Origin of the sequence: Pedobacter sp. PACM 27299 (genome assembly GCF_001412655.1) — a bacterium.
In the GTDB taxonomy this organism is placed as follows: domain Bacteria; phylum Bacteroidota; class Bacteroidia; order Sphingobacteriales; family Sphingobacteriaceae; genus Pedobacter.
The window spans coordinates 4,817,019-4,833,407 of the sequence record NZ_CP012996.1; the positions used below are offsets into that span (position 1 = coordinate 4,817,019).

At 37.4% G+C, this 16,389-nt stretch carries 17 protein-coding genes and 1 tRNA gene; 9 read left to right on the top strand and 9 right to left on the bottom strand.

The window, feature by feature from the left end; translation table 11 throughout:
* The first annotated feature begins 8 nt into the window (after window positions 1-8).
* Window positions 9-368, top strand: a complete 360-nt coding sequence (locus AQ505_RS20270; RefSeq protein WP_062549856.1) for a DUF4180 domain-containing protein — start codon at window positions 9-11, stop codon at window positions 366-368.
* A gap of 74 nt (window positions 369-442) precedes the next feature.
* Here the strand turns inward: AQ505_RS20270 and AQ505_RS20275 are convergent, their stop codons facing one another.
* The 3 genes from AQ505_RS20275 to AQ505_RS20285 all read right to left on the bottom strand — a co-directional run bounded on the left by AQ505_RS20275 (window position 443) and on the right by AQ505_RS20285 (window position 4,491).
* Window positions 443-2,689 carry a response regulator gene (locus AQ505_RS20275; RefSeq protein WP_062549857.1) on the bottom strand — a complete coding sequence of 749 codons (2,247 nt, stop codon included), beginning with the start codon at window positions 2,687-2,689 and terminating at the stop codon, window positions 443-445.
* 15 nt (window positions 2,690-2,704) lie between these two features.
* Window positions 2,705-3,295, bottom strand: coding sequence for a TlpA family protein disulfide reductase (locus AQ505_RS20280; protein ID WP_062549858.1), 591 nt, complete (start codon window positions 3,293-3,295; stop codon window positions 2,705-2,707).
* A gap of 101 nt (window positions 3,296-3,396) precedes the next feature.
* Complete coding sequence (locus AQ505_RS20285; protein ID WP_062549859.1) at window positions 3,397-4,491, bottom strand: ligand-binding sensor domain-containing protein; 1,095 nt, start codon at window positions 4,489-4,491, stop codon at window positions 3,397-3,399.
* Between the two features lie 103 nt (window positions 4,492-4,594).
* On the opposite strand from AQ505_RS20285, the gene AQ505_RS20290 reads away from it, so the two are divergent.
* Window positions 4,595-5,503, top strand: a complete 909-nt coding sequence (locus AQ505_RS20290; protein ID WP_062549860.1) for a winged helix-turn-helix domain-containing protein — start codon at window positions 4,595-4,597, stop codon at window positions 5,501-5,503.
* Between the two features lie 15 nt (window positions 5,504-5,518).
* Here AQ505_RS20290 and AQ505_RS20295 read toward each other — a convergent pair whose 3' ends face one another.
* From AQ505_RS20295 to AQ505_RS20310, 4 genes are all read right to left on the bottom strand, one after another.
* Window positions 5,519-6,226, bottom strand: coding sequence for a LytR/AlgR family response regulator transcription factor (locus AQ505_RS20295; RefSeq protein ID WP_062549861.1), 708 nt, complete (start codon window positions 6,224-6,226; stop codon window positions 5,519-5,521).
* Window positions 6,226-7,395, bottom strand: coding sequence for a sensor histidine kinase (locus AQ505_RS20300; protein WP_062549862.1), 1,170 nt, complete (start codon window positions 7,393-7,395; stop codon window positions 6,226-6,228). The genes AQ505_RS20295 and AQ505_RS20300 overlap by 1 nt, the downstream gene beginning before the upstream one ends.
* 57 nt (window positions 7,396-7,452) lie before the next feature.
* On the bottom strand, window positions 7,453-8,028 hold the full coding sequence (locus AQ505_RS20305; RefSeq protein WP_197286242.1) for a CPBP family intramembrane glutamic endopeptidase: 576 nt from the start codon (window positions 8,026-8,028) through the stop codon (window positions 7,453-7,455).
* A gap of 414 nt (window positions 8,029-8,442) precedes the next feature.
* Window positions 8,443-9,312: a hypothetical protein gene (locus AQ505_RS20310; RefSeq protein WP_062549864.1), complete on the bottom strand. Its 870-nt coding sequence runs from the start codon at window positions 9,310-9,312 to the stop codon at window positions 8,443-8,445.
* Window positions 9,313-9,535: 223 nt separating this feature from the next.
* On the opposite strand from AQ505_RS20310, the gene AQ505_RS26730 reads away from it, so the two are divergent.
* Together AQ505_RS26730 and AQ505_RS20315 are read left to right on the top strand one after the other, a co-directional pair.
* Window positions 9,536-9,763, top strand: a complete 228-nt coding sequence (locus AQ505_RS26730) for a hypothetical protein (protein WP_197286243.1) — start codon at window positions 9,536-9,538, stop codon at window positions 9,761-9,763.
* Between the two features lie 111 nt (window positions 9,764-9,874).
* Window positions 9,875-10,621: a PDDEXK nuclease domain-containing protein gene (locus AQ505_RS20315; protein WP_197286244.1), complete on the top strand. Its 747-nt coding sequence runs from the start codon at window positions 9,875-9,877 to the stop codon at window positions 10,619-10,621.
* Between the two features lie 160 nt (window positions 10,622-10,781).
* Here AQ505_RS20315 and AQ505_RS20320 read toward each other — a convergent pair.
* Window positions 10,782-10,855 (bottom strand) — tRNA-Ile (locus AQ505_RS20320).
* Between the two features lie 67 nt (window positions 10,856-10,922).
* Between AQ505_RS20320 and AQ505_RS20325 the strand changes: the two genes are divergently transcribed.
* The 3 genes from AQ505_RS20325 (at window position 10,923) to AQ505_RS20335 (ending at window position 13,538) form a co-directional block, all read left to right on the top strand.
* A complete protein-coding gene (locus tag AQ505_RS20325; RefSeq protein ID WP_062549865.1) occupies window positions 10,923-11,558 on the top strand; it encodes an HAD family hydrolase in 636 nt (211 codons plus the stop codon).
* A gap of 50 nt (window positions 11,559-11,608) precedes the next feature.
* Entirely contained in the window at window positions 11,609-11,926 is a 318-nt protein-coding gene (locus AQ505_RS20330) for a DUF962 domain-containing protein (protein WP_062549866.1), read from the top strand.
* A 106-nt stretch (window positions 11,927-12,032) separates the two neighbouring features.
* Window positions 12,033-13,538, top strand: a complete 1,506-nt coding sequence (locus AQ505_RS20335; RefSeq protein ID WP_062551137.1) for a catalase — start codon at window positions 12,033-12,035, stop codon at window positions 13,536-13,538.
* A 75-nt stretch (window positions 13,539-13,613) separates the two neighbouring features.
* On the opposite strand, the gene AQ505_RS20340 is transcribed toward AQ505_RS20335, so the two are convergent.
* Entirely contained in the window at window positions 13,614-14,798 is a 1,185-nt protein-coding gene (locus AQ505_RS20340) for a proline dehydrogenase family protein (RefSeq protein WP_062549867.1), read from the bottom strand.
* A gap of 97 nt (window positions 14,799-14,895) precedes the next feature.
* Between AQ505_RS20340 and AQ505_RS20345 the strand changes: the two genes are divergently transcribed.
* Window positions 14,896-15,102: an RNA-binding S4 domain-containing protein gene (locus AQ505_RS20345; RefSeq protein ID WP_062551138.1), complete on the top strand. Its 207-nt coding sequence runs from the start codon at window positions 14,896-14,898 to the stop codon at window positions 15,100-15,102.
* Window positions 15,102-16,166, top strand: a complete 1,065-nt coding sequence (gene aroB, locus AQ505_RS20350) for a 3-dehydroquinate synthase (RefSeq protein ID WP_062549868.1) — start codon at window positions 15,102-15,104, stop codon at window positions 16,164-16,166. The genes AQ505_RS20345 and aroB overlap by 1 nt, the downstream gene beginning before the upstream one ends.
* The last annotated feature ends 223 nt before the right edge of the window (window positions 16,167-16,389 follow it).

The window sequence follows — 16,389 nt, forward strand, 5'->3', positions numbered from 1 at the left end:
TAGCTACCATGAAAATAGAAGTCCACCAAAGTGAAGCAGTAAAAATTGCGGAAGTCATTTCGGATGTTATTATAGTGACGAATGCCGAAGAAGGTTTGCAGCTGATGGTCGATTTATATTATCAGGACTTTGACAAAATCATCATTCCAGAGCAAAGTGTAACTCCTGATTTTTTTGATCTGAAAACAGGAATCGCTGGAGAAATCCTACAAAAGTTTTCCAACTACAGGGTGCAGTTAGTCATAGTTGGTGATTTTGCTAAATATCCAGGGCAGCGTATTCAGGAGTTCATCTATGAAAGCAACAAAGGCAGGCAGGTCAATTTTCTGGGTACAGTTGAAGAAGCGGTTGAACGGTTGTCTAAGTAAAGGTTTATCAGCATTATTCTAAATCCGGTTTCCTTCACAAAGGCAATATATTTCATCTGCATTTTTCATTGTATCTATTTGCACCATTTTTTTAGTTTAGCCATTAAGTCTTCCAGACGAATAGGTTTAGCAATATAATCGTCCATCCCAGCATTTAAACAATCTTGTTCATCCCCTTTTAGTGCATTGGCAGTTAACGCAATAATAACCGGCTGTTTAATTTGCTCTTTTCTGATCAGTTGAGTTGCTGTTAATCCGTCCATTACTGGCATATGCACGTCCATTAAGACCAGGTCATACTCTTTTTTATGAATAGCCTCAATGGCTTCTTCTCCATTTTTCACCAGGTCTGGCTGATAACCCAATCGATTAAGAATATTAACGATTACCAATTGGTTTGGTAATTTATCCTCCGCAATCAGCAATGTACAAGGGAAATTTGCTGAAAAATCAGTCGACAATCTGTTTTGAAATACCTGTTCTTCTATCTCTTCATGCTTTCTTATTTGCAATGCATTTGAGACTTGTTCAGCAAGGATATGTTGGCGGATGGGCTTTGTCATCACAGAACAAAACAACGCAGGCTGACGCTCTTCAAAGTCTTCTCCAATAGAACTGAGCAGAAGAATCGGAATAATTGGATAGCGCATCTTCATCAACTTGGCCAACATGACACCATCCATTCCAGGCATCTGCAGATCTGTAATCATTAAATCAATTGCAGGATCAAGCGACAGCATTGCCAATGCCTGTTTAGCCGAACTTGCAGGTATAGGCTGTAATTTCCAATACTCAAGCTGCTTATTTAAAATACTCAGGCTCGTCGCATTATCATCAACAATCATTACCTTTTTGCCAGCATGCTCAGTCATCATGTAATTGCTGGACGGCAAGGGTAACTTAGTTCCAGTTTGCGTCAGCATCATAAATGAGAAGGTTGATCCCTGATCCAGCTCAGTCTCTACATTAATTTCGCCACCCATAAGTTTGACCAGCTTTTCTGAGATTGCAAGGCCTAAGCCAGTACCGCCATACTTACGGGTTGTAGAAGAATCAACCTGTGTAAAAGAGTTAAACAGATTACCCAATTTATCAGCTGGTATTCCTATACCTGTATCACGTACTGCAAATTTGAGTTCGAACTGTCCATTTTGTAAAACACTCCCCATAGAAAGGGCTACAAAAACCTCCCCCTGCTCAGTAAATTTCATCGCGTTTCCAACCAAATTAATCAACACCTGCCTCAGGCGCAGCTGATCACCAACAATCTGCGAAGGAATATCTTCGTCGATATGATATATTAAATCCAACTGAAGTTCAGCAGATTTAATTGCAAATATGTCAAGAACATCTTCGATGCACTTCCGCAAATTAAAATCTTCAGACGCTAATTCCATATTGCCTGATTCTATTTTAGAGAAGTCCAGTACATCATTGATCACATTAATCAATGATTCGCCGCAATTAGCAATCACATCCGTAAACATATACTGCTCTTTATTCAAATCAGTTTCCTTTAAAAGCATCGCCATTCCCATTACCCCATTCATCGGGGTACGGATTTCATGGCTCATATTAGCCAGAAAAACACTTTTGGCCTGATTGGCCCGATCGGCTTCTGTCCTGGCTTTTTCCAATTCTAAATTCGCTTCTTTAAGCTGCTCGTTGGCTTTTTCCAATACCTCTTCATTCTGTTTCCGAACTGAGGATAGTTGAGCTTCTTTTTGCAGTTCAGCCATTGCTAAGGTCTGGACAATCTGCCTTTCATTTGATTTCCTTAGTAAGTAGGCCCATAATCCACAGATAAAAAAGATCATGGCGGACAGCAATATATGAATTACAAAAGTCTGAAAATCAAAATAATCCAGCTGCGTAAAATAGATTCCGATTACCCCACTATTTTGCAAATAGCCAAATAATGCATGATGAACCATCACCACAATTAGCATAGGTATCTGTAATTTCCATTTCTCATAGGTGATTAACAGCGTACTGCCAATAAAGGCAAAGAAATGCATTTCAAATAATCCATGCATCTGGTAAATAAACTGTGCCATAAAAATACCCAGCACAGCGCTTAAAACGTATTGATAAAGATCAGATGATGGTAAAAGATATTTAACGGAATAATAAGCCAGTAAAGAAAGGCCACCTACTCCAAATGCAATTAACCAGGTATCATAAAATTGCGCAAAAATTAGCCCAAGTATGAAGTATCCCCATAAGAAGTAATTCATTAAACGATCGGTTCTTTCCTTTACTCCCAAGAAAAGCAAGTGATTTTGGTGATCAGAATTAGTGGTATGAAGGTTAGAAATCATTACTTAAATTAATTATTATCTGCAGTCTGGCAAAGTACAACCATAGGATTTTAGAGCTGCCTGACTGAAAACCAAGTCATTTTGTTTTTTCAATAAACCATTCAATGCTATTTTTGCGAAACTGGTCTTTTCATCTGTACAATAACGAGTGGTGTTATAGTTCCCTCTATAATATAAATGCTGAGCCTGGTCTAATAAAACTGCCTGAGGGGTAGAATACACACCACAAGCTTCGGCAAGGCTTTTATCAAATAGAACAGGGATTTGGAGACCAAACTTATCCTGGATGCTTTCTGGAGTAAAAGATTTTGGACTCAATACCACTACTCTAAAATCAATACGATTGCCGTATTCTTTAACCAGTGATTTAAAATGCTTCATGTTGAATCTTGAACAGGGACAGTCTGGATTAAAAAAATGAAGAAAAATTGGTTTACTATGGTTATTGTTCAAAGCCTCGTTAACGATCAAACTTCCTGTTTCCATAGATTTATAGTTTTTAGGAATTGGCGTTGGCAATTGGTAGATGATATCGTTGTACCAGAATAGATACCCAATGAGAGAAAACAAAAATATTAACCAGGAAAATACGAGCGCTTTTTTCATATTGAAATACAAAATAATATTAGGTTGTATTTGTAAGTCCAATAACGGCATTTATTATATTAAACGGAAGTAAATATCAAACATACCTATTATTTCTCTTCCTATTTACTTTGAAAGTCAGTGATGGTCTTTCCATCATAACGATATACTCCCTTCAAACCACCAAACCAGATACTTCCGTCATAGGCTTCTAAAATCCCGAAGATCATTGGTTTATTTGTTATTTCAGTTACAGTTGGCTTTTTACCAGACAAGGACTGCTGATCATAACGCGAAAGTGCCCATGCTGCAGTATTAGAACGAGCACCAGAAGGCATGCTAATTAGGTCATTGGAACTTTTTGAACTGGTCCAAATATTACCTTTTTTATCTTCGTAAATATAACCAACAAATTTCCTGGTAAAATTGGTAAATGTATTGCCGTCATAGCGGCAAAGGCCATCATTGCCCCCGAGCCAGATATTGCCTTTTTTATCTTTGATGATCGAACGAACATTCTCAAAAGGTTTTCCGTCTTTATTGGTGATCGTAGTAAATGTTTTTCCATCATACAAGAAGGCATAACCTCTTGTACCAAACCAAAGTTTTCCTGTTTTATCTTCGATGATCGCATTCACATCATTATGCATCCAATGACCTTCTGGAAGCGCTTGTTGGTAAAATGATACCTGGACAGAATCTGTAGCATTAGCGAATGCCCCTTCTTTCATTTTAAAATTTCGAAAGGATTTCCCATCGTAGCGACTTGCTCCCCCTTCAGTGCCGAACCAAATATTACCGGTTTTATCCTCATAAATATGGGTAACACGATCATTTGCAAGTCCATCCTTGGTTGTAAAATTATGAAAGGATACCCCATCGTAATGGTAAACCCCTGAGCCAACAGAAGCGAACCAGAAATTTCCCTTTTTATCTTCTAAAACAGAAAAAAAGCGCGCCGGACTCACTTTATTTGTAATATTGGTAAAAGACTTTCCATCGTATTTAAAAACACCCTCCCATGAAGCCATCCAAATGTTGCCCTTACTGTCTTGCTTGATCGTACGAACAATACTCTTTGGCCCATAGGAAGTGGAAATGTTTTTGGTTTCAACGAAATCTTTAGCGCCTTTTTTTTGCTGCGCCTGTACAGGAAAACAAATTACTCCAGCCAATATGATCAGCAGGTTGTAAAAAACGTTTCTTTTATTTTTCATATGCTATTAAAATTGATTCAGCGAATCTACTTTGATCTTTTTCGGCTGGAGAGAATTGGATTGTAAATAAAAATGTAAACTTTGTAAATAAAAAATTGACACTATGCATGTTAGCAGAAATCTCAGCGCCGCGAAACACAAGTACGTGTTTGGATTGATACTACTCTTGTTTATCTCTACCATCTGCGTAGCTTTCAGTATATCAGACAATGACGATTTCCATATCGCCAGGCGGGAGGTTTTACTCCGCAGGATCGGGCATGAGCTGCTTCTTCAGTCGGGCGATAGTACATCAAGGGTGCTGCCGGTAAAAAAGATCTCAGAAAATGAATACGAAATCCGGTTTGAGGATGAGCTTACTTTTCAACCGGATTCTCTGGTGAATACTAGCCTGCGTTTACTAGCCAAAGATCCCCTCACAGGTGACTATGTTGTTAATGTGCTGAACTGTGGCAACTCCAGTGTAGCCTATGGGTACGCTATATCCAAAAATAAAAAGGATGATATTGTGGCATGCCTGGGAAGAAAGCAACCCAGAGCATGTTACATGATCAATGTTAAGTTCAAATCAACGGGCATACCTATAACAAAGAATGGATATCTTCTAGGCAGCCTCCCATTTTTAGCAATTTTTGGTTTTATATTTTTGAGATCGTTTAAGCCAGGAAAAGCCTTCACTGAGCATCAGCATACAGACATGTTAACTTTAGGTGCGGTGCTGTTCGATGCGAAACATCGGAAGCTTATCATAAACGGAAAAACAATAGACTTAACAGGAACTGAAACACGTGTACTGCGCATTTTCGCGGTATCTCCTAATGAGACTATAGAAAGAAGCCGTTTACAAAAAGAGATCTGGGAAGATGAAGGTGTTATTGTAGGCCGCAGTCTGGATATGTTTATCTCAAAACTTAGGAAAAAACTGGAATTTGATCCGAACATCAACATTGTTGTGATACGTGGCAAAGGATATAAGCTTGAAATTACTACCAATTGTTTTGCAGATAGCTGATATGGTGCGTCAGCCTTATTTAATCCCTAAAAGATCAAATAATTCCTCTTTCTTGTTTAATGCAACAGAAATAGACTTGCCATTAATAAGTTCTACCATATTTCCATTTACACTTCTTACTGCCTCCAGATTCAGGATAAATGAACGCTGAATTCTGAAAAACTTTGGTAAGGACAAGATTTCTTCCATAGATTTAAGCGTTGCCTGTGTGCTATAAATAGCTGAAGAAATCACGATTTTTAAATAATCACCCTGGGCTTCAACGTATAAAATTTCTTCCAATAAAACCTTAATCAGCTTTCCTTCTGATTTTATAAAAATTCGATCATTATTTATCTGTTGCAGAGAAGAGGAACGTTTTAGATCCAGGTATTCTTTTGCCTTATTAACGGCTTTTAAAAAACGATCAAACCTTACCGGTTTAACCAGATAATCAGTTGCCCCAGTCTCAAAACCGTCTAGCGCAAAATCCCGGTAAGCCGTGATGAATATTACCACCATAGAATTTCCCAGAGCCCGTACAAGCTCTAAACCATTCATCTTAGGCATTTCTATATCGCTGAAGACGATATCTACAGGCTGATCTTTTACGAATAAAAGGGCATCAACAGGATCTTCAAATGCAGCCAGAACATTCAGAAAAGGAACGGCTTTAACAAAAGACTCCACAACATCCCTTGCCAGAGGTTCATCGTCAATAATGACACAATTTAATTTTTCCATTAATTTTTTAGCGCTAACTTTAGTGATACTTTAAAACATCCTCCGAGATTTTGAATTTGCAATTCATATTTATCCGGATACAATAGCTGTAATCGTTTCCGGGAATTCTCTAAACCAATTCCACCAAAATCTACCACTTTCCTAGTATCATCAATATCATTTTCGACATCAAAATAAAAACATCCATCTTCAATCTTTATACATAGATTCAGTAATGAACCAGTTTTGGACTTCAGCCCATATTTAAAAGCATTTTCAATAAAAGTAAATGTTAAAAGCGGTGCAATATATAACCCTGAACATTCCTCCTCAGCAGGAAATTCGAATTGAATATTTTTGCTTCCTGAATACCTCATTTTTTCCAGCTCCACATAATTTTTAATGAATTCCAGCTCCTTGCTGAAAGGAACTTTTTCTGTATTGGATTCATACAAGGTATAGCTCATCATATCGGAAAGATTCAAAACAACTTCTGGAACCAGGTCATCCTTTTTAAGACTTAAACTATACAGGTTATTCAATGTATTAAAAAGAAAATGAGGGTTGAGCTGGGCCTTCAGAAAATCCTTTTCAATATTGATATTCTGAATCTCCAATGCTGCTTTTTGCTTCTGTACAGTTAGTGTTCTATTATAAAGCCTGGAGATCTCAAAAAGAATTTTGACAATAAAAAACGGCGCCAAAATGGAGATAATAATAATTGCCTGGGATACCATCCTTTTTACAGCTATAGCCTGGAAAAAAGTCTGACTTGCAGCCCCTGCGATCGCCCCTTTCAATTCGCCATCTAAAATTTCGAAACCAAGTGAATGGTATGCAATAGAAAAAAAGTAAGTCACTAAAAGCCAGATCACCACAAACACTGGAAATGTAATGATGATCAGTAAAATCGCCGTACTTAACCTGACTTTAAAAATCCTGGGTAAGGCAACATAAAAAAACAAATAAAAAACAACCATATTCACAATGGTCATCCTCAACGTTAATATAAAACTGTTAAAGTAGGTCAGGTGATAGGCGATTCTGTAACTCAGGAATAAAAGTACAGCGAAGCTCAACCACATCAAACTATGAAACAAAAACCGTTTCCCTTTAGTATAGAATTTATCAAAATCAAACGCTCCAATCCTGTCTGTAAAATATTCTGAGAAAACCTGTTTATTCTGCATTTGTGTCTTTTAAAGCAAACCAAAGATAGTTTTTTGGTTCGCCTGATTATATTTCAATTATAAAATTCTGATGATCGCATTCATAATATTGATGGTGTTGTGTCCCAAAATAGGATAAATTAGATTACCGGAAAATTTTCTAAGTACACCAACGCTTAACGATGAAATTAGGGACAGATAAACAATCGTCATTAAATCGAATTTAAGTTCATGATTCGGTGTCAGAAATACTCCATGAGCCACTCCAAATAAAACAGTGACCATAATAAATCCCCAGCCAAACTTTATTCCTTTAAAAGTCCATTTTGGTGAAAAGGCCTTTTCCAGCAGCCATAAACCGATTCCTCTAAACGCAAGTTCTTCCGTTAATCCAGGTAGTGTGGCCTGAAAAGCAAAGGTTTCCAGATCGAAAGCACCTCCCTTTGGGAATAGAATCATCTTAAAAATGAAATCAAAAAATAAAAATCCAAAGAAGAACAAAAGACCAATAATCACCTGCTTTTTAGCATTCGTTTTTGTCGTAAAGCCAATTTCCTGCCTGTTGGATTTTGATACCGCATAAATGATCATTAAAGACATCAGTAGACTTAAGATCTTTCCAATCCAAGAAAACTTAAGTCCCATAAATTCCATGCTTATGTATTGTTTTGACAGTTGCTGAATATAACAGTCCGCTAAAAAATACAAAATAAAGAAGCCTAAATACTTTAGCTGGCCTTTTTCTGACTTGATTAATGCGAGGAGAATGATTGGCAGGAGGATTAGAATCCAAATAAGTGGTGTTAGTAGTGACATATCTTTTATAATTTTTATCAAAACTATCCAACCCTGAACCAGATTAAAATTCTACCGATGAGAACCCGTCTTTTGCCGATGAAACATGGGTATTGTAAGATTAAACAACATTAGAATTTGTTGTTTATCGATACATTTTACATTAGAAACAAAAAAGCCGTTATTCTTATCGAACAACGGCTTTTTAAACTGTGCGTCCAACAGGATGCTTATCGAAGCATTTGTTGTCTGACCTAGGTTTATCGGTATCTATTATTTCATTGTGATGATTTCACTTAAAAACTTTCCGTCCCAAGTATATTTTTTCTGACTTTTTGTTTCTTTATATTTTAGATCATCCGGATTCTCGCTGGTATTTTCGGCATCAATAATATTTTTATAGATCATTGATGGATCGCCTTTGTGCTCGGACGGGAATAAGATGTTCTCCTGGTGATAAAAAACACCGGCATCAGACACCGACATTTTTTCGGGAAAATGAATGAGGTTGGTCCCATTCCAGGCAAAGTAATAATACTGACTTGCAATGCCGCAGGCTTCGCCTAAAAAACCTAAGCGGTGAATATTTTTGATATTTTGTAAGCCCATTCCAGGCAATATTTTGGTCTCTATTCCCGACTGACCATTTATATTAGCATGGAAAATCTCTTTAGTAATGAACATTTGTTCTTTATCAAAAATTTTCAATTCCGATTCATAATATGAGGGAGAATATGCTGTAGCAGGCCTAAATTTCTTGAGACCGCAAATAAACAATTCTCCTTCATTATTCTTAGAACCGTTAAGGGCCAAAAGTCCTAGCCAAACAAATCCTTTTTTTTGTTGATTATCTTTTATATAACTAACCTCATGCCATGGGGCATAGAAACCTCTAATGGTATTACCACGATATGCAACGCTTTTAATGATAACTTGATTTCCTTGTGTTAAAGAATCAATTACTCCTGCCTCAAGATTTGGGTAGTCACGGATATAGGCTAAATCTGCAAAAATATAAGCGGTATCCGCTTTCTGGAAGTTCCATAAATTATATTCTTCATCCAAGGCGTAGGCTGTAGGTTTCTCCTGTGCTTTAGCAAATATGGATAACACACAAAAAAGTAGTAATAATGATGATTTCATATCGCCAAATTTATAATTTGATAATGAAATAAAATATATTCAAAGTTACAAAACATCAAATTACACCCGATGAGGTATAATAAACTCTGACTAAAAGATTATGAGTCTTCTACTCTGATAGTGTATACTATGATAAAAAACTGCATTCAAATCAAAATTTATTATATGTATCGAATTACCACATTAATTACAAAAGCAGTAATTTTACAGTACATGTAAAAGTATGAATTTCGAAAATCTTTTAATAGCAATTGAAGAGACCCATGTCAAGCTCAATAGAAAAGCTATTAGCCAAGTCAATTATTACAATACCATTCGCAACTGGTTAATTGGTTACTTTATAATAGAATTTGAACAATATGGTGAAGACAGAGCTACCTATGGAAATGCAGTACTAAAGAACTTAGCTGGAAAACTTATCCACATTAAGGGAATGTCAATGACGAATTAAAAGTTATTCAGACAGTTTTATCAAGTCTACCCTGAAATTGGTCAAACATTGTCCGACCAATTCAAACAACTGGGACTACCATCAATTGGTCAGACAGCGTCTGACCAATTGATGGGTAAAAAACATCCGGACTCTTCTCTTAGCCCTCAAGAATTACTGACCCAACTTAATTTCTCACATTTCATAGAACTGATTAGGGTAGAAGACACTTTAAAACGACATTTCTACGAAGTGGAAGCTGTTAAAAATGCTTGGAAAGTCCGAGATCTTGCCCGTGCCATTGATACTTTATTGTTTGAAAGAACAGGCTTATCGGCTAATAAGGCCGCTGTGATTGCAAAAATCAGAAACAATCAAAAGGTCGAAATGACAGATGTGATCAAAAATCCTTACTTACTAGAATTCTTAGGTTTGGAAGAAAAGTCAGAATACACAGAGCATGATCTTGAATCGGCCATTATTGATCATCTCCAGCACTTTTTAACAGAAATGGGCCGGGGATTTTGCTTTGAGGCAAGACAAAAACGCATTACTTTTGACAATGTCCATTACCGAATCGATCTAGTGTTTTATCACCGTATCTTAAAATCGCATATCCTTCTTGATCTAAAATTAGGCCGTTATGACCATGCCGATGCCGGACAAATGAATCTCTATCTGAATTATTACCGTAAGCATGAAATGAGTGAAGGAGATAATCCCCCTGTAGGGATTATTTTATGTGCAGATAAAAATGATGCCCTAGTAGAATATACCACAACCGGCTTATCAAATGAAGTCTTCGTCTCAAAATATTTGGTTCAGTTACCTAGCAAAGAGACTTTAGAAGCATTCATTCGAAATGAAATGAACCCGTAATCTTTGGAGTGTGGAATATTGAATCGAGTATTTCTCACGTATTGTCTTTAGTAAAACTATAATGGACTCTAACTATAAAACAACCTTTATACTACCATTAAGGCCGATAAATTTCCCAGCTAAAAACAAAACCCTCTTTACGGACTGTAAAGAGGGTTTGTGGGCCATGATGGGCTCGAACCATCGACCAAAAGATTATGAGTCTTCTACTCTAACCAGCTGAGCTAATGGCCCTGAAAAATCATATTGATTTTGCGAATGCAATGTTACATATTTGAATCGAATTTTGGAAACACTTTATATGAAAAAAATAAAAAATATCATCTTCGATTATGGCAACGTGATCTTTGAAATAGACTTTAAAAGGGCTCAAGAAGCTCTTATACAACTCGGTATCGAGAATATCGAAGACTTTTTTGCACATAAAAGTCACCACAATATTTTTAATGATTTGGAGACCGCAGCAATCAGTCCAGCCGAATTTAGGGCCGGAATTAGGGAAGCATCCTCAAAAAAAGACATCACAGATGAACAAATTGATGCTGCTTGGAACAGTTTATTGATCGGAGTTCCAGAAAATGTGCACGAAGTATTATTAAAAGTGAAGGACAAATACCGCACATTTCTACTCAGCAATAACAATGAAATCCATTACAACTGGATCGTGGATTATTTGAAAAGAGAATTCGATATGCCGGATAACAGCGGACTATTTGAAAAAGCTTATTATTCTCAGCAAATGTTTTTAAGAAAACCTAATGTAGAAATATTTGAAAAGGTTTTAAAAGAGAACAACCTCGATCCGGAAGAGACTTTGTTTATCGACGACAGTCCGCAGCACCTGGTTGGCGCAAAAGCCGCAGGTATGCAGACCTTATTGATGACAAAACATCCGAAATACCTCGAGGATGTATTAATTGAGCATCAGATCTTATAATGGCTCCCGAAAAAACTGTAAATTGCGGGCCTAAATAAAAATCACACCTAATGACTGAGCAAAAGTTTAAAACTCTGAAAGAATTCTATCCATACTATTTAACAGAGCATACAAATTTAACCAGTCGAGTGTTACATTTTATAGGAACAGGCCTCGTTATTCTTTCTGTATTTACAGGAATCCTGTTTCATGAATGGCGTTTCATTTTAGCGACGCCATTCCTGGGATATGGTTTTGCCTGGATTGGCCATTTCTTTTTCGAAAAGAACAAACCTTCGACCTTCAAATATCCGATGTATAGCCTGGCCAGCGACTTCCTTTTGTTCTGGGATTTATTGACCGGACATCAGGATTTCAAAGTAAAGTAGTCTCCAGATTTTCAGCATAGAAAAACTCTATATCAGTATAGATATTTACAGTTTGTGGACGAAAATTATTAACCATAGATTTATAAAAATCAATAAATCAATGTTTATGGAAAATAACAACACGAACAAGCGTAAACTCACTACTGCATCTGGCAGACCTTATGCTGAACATGAGAATACACAATCTGTAGGAAGCCGTGGCCCATTACTTCTTCAAGACTTTATTCTCCATGAAAAGATGGCCCACTTTAATAGGGAAAGGATTCCTGAACGCGTAGTTCACGCAAAAGGTACTGGTGCCTATGGTACATTTAAAGTAACAAACGATATCACCCAACATACAAAAGCTAAAATTTTTGGAGCTATTGGCAATGAATGCAAGGTATTTCTAAGATTTTCTACCGTTGGTGGTGAAAAAGGCAGTGCCGATTCTGAAAGAGACCCACGTGGCTTTGCCATTAAATTCTATACCGAAGATGGGAACTGGGACCTTGTTGGAAACAACACACCGGTATTCTTCGTTAAAGACCCTAAGAAATTCAGCGATTTCATTCATACTCAGAAGAGAGATCCAAGAACAAATTTGAAAAGCCCTACTATGATGTGGGATTTCTGGTCGTTAAATCCAGAAAGCTTACACCAGGTGATGATCTTAATGTCTGATCGCGGCACTCCTTACTCGCTCCGCAATATGGACGGATTTGGAAGTCACACTTACTCCTTCATCAATAAAGACAACGAGCGCGTATGGGTGAAATTCCACTTTAAAACACAGCAAGGCATTAAAAACTTTACGGGGCCGGAAGCTGATGCGATGCGTACGCAAGACATGGATCATTCTCAAAGAGATTTAGTAGATGCTATTGACCGTGGTGACTTCCCTAAATGGAACTTAAAAATCCAGATCATGACTGAAGCGGAAGCAAAAACTTTTAGATGGAATCCATTTGACCTGACTAAAGTATGGCCGCATGGCGAATTCCCACTGATAGACGTAGGCGTGCTTGAATTGAATCAGATCCCTAGAAACTATTTCGCTCATGTAGAGCAAGCGGCTTTTGCACCTTCTAATACTGTAGACGGAATTGGTTATTCTCCAGATAGGATGCTTCAGGGCCGTATTTTGTCTTATGCAGATGCACATCGCTATCGCTTAGGCGTAAATTACGAGCAAATTCCTGTAAATGCTTGTCCGTTTATGGTGAACAATTACCATCGCGATGGGCAAATGAGGATTGATGACAATGGAAATGACGATCCAAATTACTACCCGAATAGTTTTGGGGATGTCATACCTGACGAAAGCTATAAAGAGCCGGCATGGGAATTAGATTCTAACGTAGCCGATTGGTACGATAGAAATGCAGGTCCTGGCGATAACGATCATTATACTCAGCCAGGTGATCTTTACCGCAAAGCAATGAGTCCTGAGGACCGTATAAATCTGGTGAATAACATTGTGGCTGCGATGAGCGGCATCACCGGCCCTAAGAAAGCACAAATTATCAATTTACAATTGTGCCATTTCTTTAGAGCTGATATTCAATTGGGAATGGCTGTGGCTAAAGGATTGGGGGTAGACGTGGATCAGGCTATGGCCAGTAAACACTAATCAAAAACTTGTAAAAGTTCTAAATAAAAAATCCCCGTCTGATGTTCAGACGGGGATTTTTTATTTAGTATCGAATTATAATCTTCTGCGTTGTTTCTCTTTCATGATCAAACCCAACTCTCTGCTCGTTTGTCCAGCAATCGAAGTGTTTTCCTGTGCTCTTCTGAAAAGATAAGGCATAACCGCTTTAATTGGCCCATAAGGCACATATTTAGCGACATTATAACCAGCATCAGAAAGATTAAAGCTTAAATTATCGCTCATTCCCAATAATTGCGCGAAATACACATGAGGATGATTATGGTCTACTTTATGTTTATCTAATAGTTCCGCCAGCACTCTACAGCTGTCTTCATTATGCGTACCACAAACAATAGCAATCTCTTCAATATGAGCCATGCAATAGTTTAACGATTCATCATAATCTCTATCAGAAGCTGCTTTGTTAGGTTGAATCGGAGACAAATAGCCCATTTCTTCGGCTCTTTTTCTTTCTTTCTCCATATAAGCACCTCTTACCATTTTCACACCCAAAATATAACCTGCTGCTTTTGCGATCAAATGATCTGCTTTCATATCAGCCAGTTTATCATGGCGGTACATTTGATAAGTATTGTAAACAATGATACGCTCTCTGTTAAACAAACGCATCATATCTATAGCTAACTCATCAATCGTATCTTGAATCCAGGTTTCCTCTGCATCCACCATGATCGGTACATTTTTATCATAAGCTACTCTGCAAATCTTCTCACATCTGGCTTTCACTTTAGCAAATTCTGCTTCTTCAGCTGCAGTAAGCGCTTGTTTTGCATCTAGTTTTTCTAACAATCCAAAACGGCCAATCCCCGTTACTTTAAATACAGAAATCGGAAGACGTTGATCTCCTGCCGCTCTGTTTATCGTTCTGATGATCTCTTCACAGGTAAAATCAAATACTGATTCCTCCTCTTCTCCTTCTACAGAATAATCCAGAATGGTACCCACATTTCCGGCAGCCAATTGCTCAATCGTGTGTTCACACTCCGCAATTGTTTCTCCACCACAAAAATGTTTAAAAATTGTAGCCTTAATGATTGATTTTATAGGCAAGCCTATGTTTAGAAAAAAATTGGTGATTGGAGGGCCAACTTTTGTTAAGAAATTACTGCTGATTACCTTGAAAAGCCAATATCCAGCGTTTAGTTCTGAATTAGATTGGTTACGAAAAGCAACCTCGGTGTTGTCAAAGTTTAGTGTTTTTTTGGGGAAAATTTCCATTTAATTCGTATGGTTAGTCATATTGCATGCAAAAGTATAAATTCCAAGGCTATCCATGGTACAACACTTTATAAATAATTGTAAATTTGCAGGTATAATGATAGAATTCAAATTAGAAGGTGAGTTTATTCCACTCATTCAGTTGCTAAAAGCAACTTCACTAGTACAAAGTGGTGGCGAAGCACAAACAGTTGTAGAAGACGGTTTGGTAAGATATAATGGCAAAGTAGACTTCCGTAAGAGGTTGAAAGTACGCGTAGGCGATGTAATTAGCTTTATGGGTCAACAAATAACCGTAATTTAATGAACGTTATAGAAAGCTCAGGCCATAACATCCACTTTGAATCGGAACTTGCGCCATTAGCACAAATCATAGAAGAGGGTAACTACAGTAAGGTTTTTATCTTTGTAGACAGGAATACATCAGAATTTTGTTTGCCGCTGTTGCAGGGAATGCTGGACGATTATACTAATTTCGATCTAATTGAAACCGACCCTGGAGAAGAGAACAAAAACATCGATTTTTGTATTGGTATCTGGAAAACCTTATTAGATTTTGAAGCAGATCGCAAATGTTTGATGATTAACCTTGGTGGAGGTGTGATTACAGATATGGGTGGGTTCATTGCATCAACTTATAAAAGGGGCATTGATTTCATCAACATCCCTACTACCTTATTGGCACAAGTAGACGCTTCTGTAGGCGGAAAAACAGGTATCGATATTGATAATGTAAAGAATATGGTAGGCACATTTGCTCTTCCACAAGCTGTATTTATCGAAACATCCTTCCTAAAAACTCTGCCGGAAAGAGAATTGCTATCTGGATTTGCGGAAATGATCAAGCATGGTTTGATTGTGGATGCCGCTTATTACGAGCGTTTAAAAGTTGCAGACTATAAAAACATTGCTCCAATTGAAGTACACCGTTCGGTAGAGATCAAGAATGAAGTAGTGACTGAGGATCCTCAGGAGAAAGGTCGCCGTAAAATCTTAAACTTTGGTCATACGATCGGTCATGCCGTAGAAAGTTATGCCCTGATTAATGATAAAGCGCCGCTGACCCATGGGGAGGCTATCGCCATAGGAATGGTTGCAGAAGCTTACTTATCCAGCACAAATAACACGCTGACTTCTGAAGAGCTGGAAGATATTACCAGGTACATCCTTAGCATTTACCCTGCATATCACATCAAAAAGGAAAGCTTTACTGACCTTTTAGGTTTCATGCAGAGCGATAAAAAGAACGAACATGGACAAATTATGTTTTCTTTACTCAGCAAAATTGGTGTTTGCGACTATAATTGTATCGTTACAGAAAAGGATATTTTAGAGGCTTTAGCTTACTATAACAATCAGGCTAAATAGTGCGTTAAATAGATTTTTACTGCATTATTTTATAAAATAATTGTCGGCCTGTCTTTCAGAAAACACCTAATGTTTTGTGATACAATGAATAACAACCGACACACCATAAATAATTTTTTTAAAGAAAGTATTGACAAATTAAATTTTGTTAGTACATTTGGAAAAACGAAAACGAAAAAACAATCGAGATGAAAAATGTTACTACATATTGGTTTGGTTACTT

Coding starts and splice junctions, on each gene's coding strand:
- AQ505_RS20270 (WP_062549856.1), top strand. CDS start 9: ATGAAAATAGAAGTCCACCAAAGTGAAGCAGTAAAAATTGCGGAAGTC.
- AQ505_RS20275 (WP_062549857.1), bottom strand. CDS start 2,689: ATGATTTCTAACCTTCATACCACTAATTCTGATCACCAAAATCACTTG.
- AQ505_RS20280 (WP_062549858.1), bottom strand. CDS start 3,295: ATGAAAAAAGCGCTCGTATTTTCCTGGTTAATATTTTTGTTTTCTCTC.
- AQ505_RS20285 (WP_062549859.1), bottom strand. CDS start 4,491: ATGAAAAATAAAAGAAACGTTTTTTACAACCTGCTGATCATATTGGCT.
- AQ505_RS20290 (WP_062549860.1), top strand. CDS start 4,595: ATGCATGTTAGCAGAAATCTCAGCGCCGCGAAACACAAGTACGTGTTT.
- AQ505_RS20295 (WP_062549861.1), bottom strand. CDS start 6,226: ATGGAAAAATTAAATTGTGTCATTATTGACGATGAACCTCTGGCAAGG.
- AQ505_RS20300 (WP_062549862.1), bottom strand. CDS start 7,395: ATGCAGAATAAACAGGTTTTCTCAGAATATTTTACAGACAGGATTGGA.
- AQ505_RS20305 (WP_197286242.1), bottom strand. CDS start 8,028: ATGGAATTTATGGGACTTAAGTTTTCTTGGATTGGAAAGATCTTAAGT.
- AQ505_RS20310 (WP_062549864.1), bottom strand. CDS start 9,312: ATGAAATCATCATTATTACTACTTTTTTGTGTGTTATCCATATTTGCT.
- AQ505_RS26730 (WP_197286243.1), top strand. CDS start 9,536: ATGAATTTCGAAAATCTTTTAATAGCAATTGAAGAGACCCATGTCAAG.
- AQ505_RS20315 (WP_197286244.1), top strand. CDS start 9,875: ATGGGTAAAAAACATCCGGACTCTTCTCTTAGCCCTCAAGAATTACTG.
- AQ505_RS20325 (WP_062549865.1), top strand. CDS start 10,923: ATGAAAAAAATAAAAAATATCATCTTCGATTATGGCAACGTGATCTTT.
- AQ505_RS20330 (WP_062549866.1), top strand. CDS start 11,609: ATGACTGAGCAAAAGTTTAAAACTCTGAAAGAATTCTATCCATACTAT.
- AQ505_RS20335 (WP_062551137.1), top strand. CDS start 12,033: ATGGAAAATAACAACACGAACAAGCGTAAACTCACTACTGCATCTGGC.
- AQ505_RS20340 (WP_062549867.1), bottom strand. CDS start 14,798: ATGGAAATTTTCCCCAAAAAAACACTAAACTTTGACAACACCGAGGTT.
- AQ505_RS20345 (WP_062551138.1), top strand. CDS start 14,896: ATGATAGAATTCAAATTAGAAGGTGAGTTTATTCCACTCATTCAGTTG.
- aroB (WP_062549868.1), top strand. CDS start 15,102: ATGAACGTTATAGAAAGCTCAGGCCATAACATCCACTTTGAATCGGAA.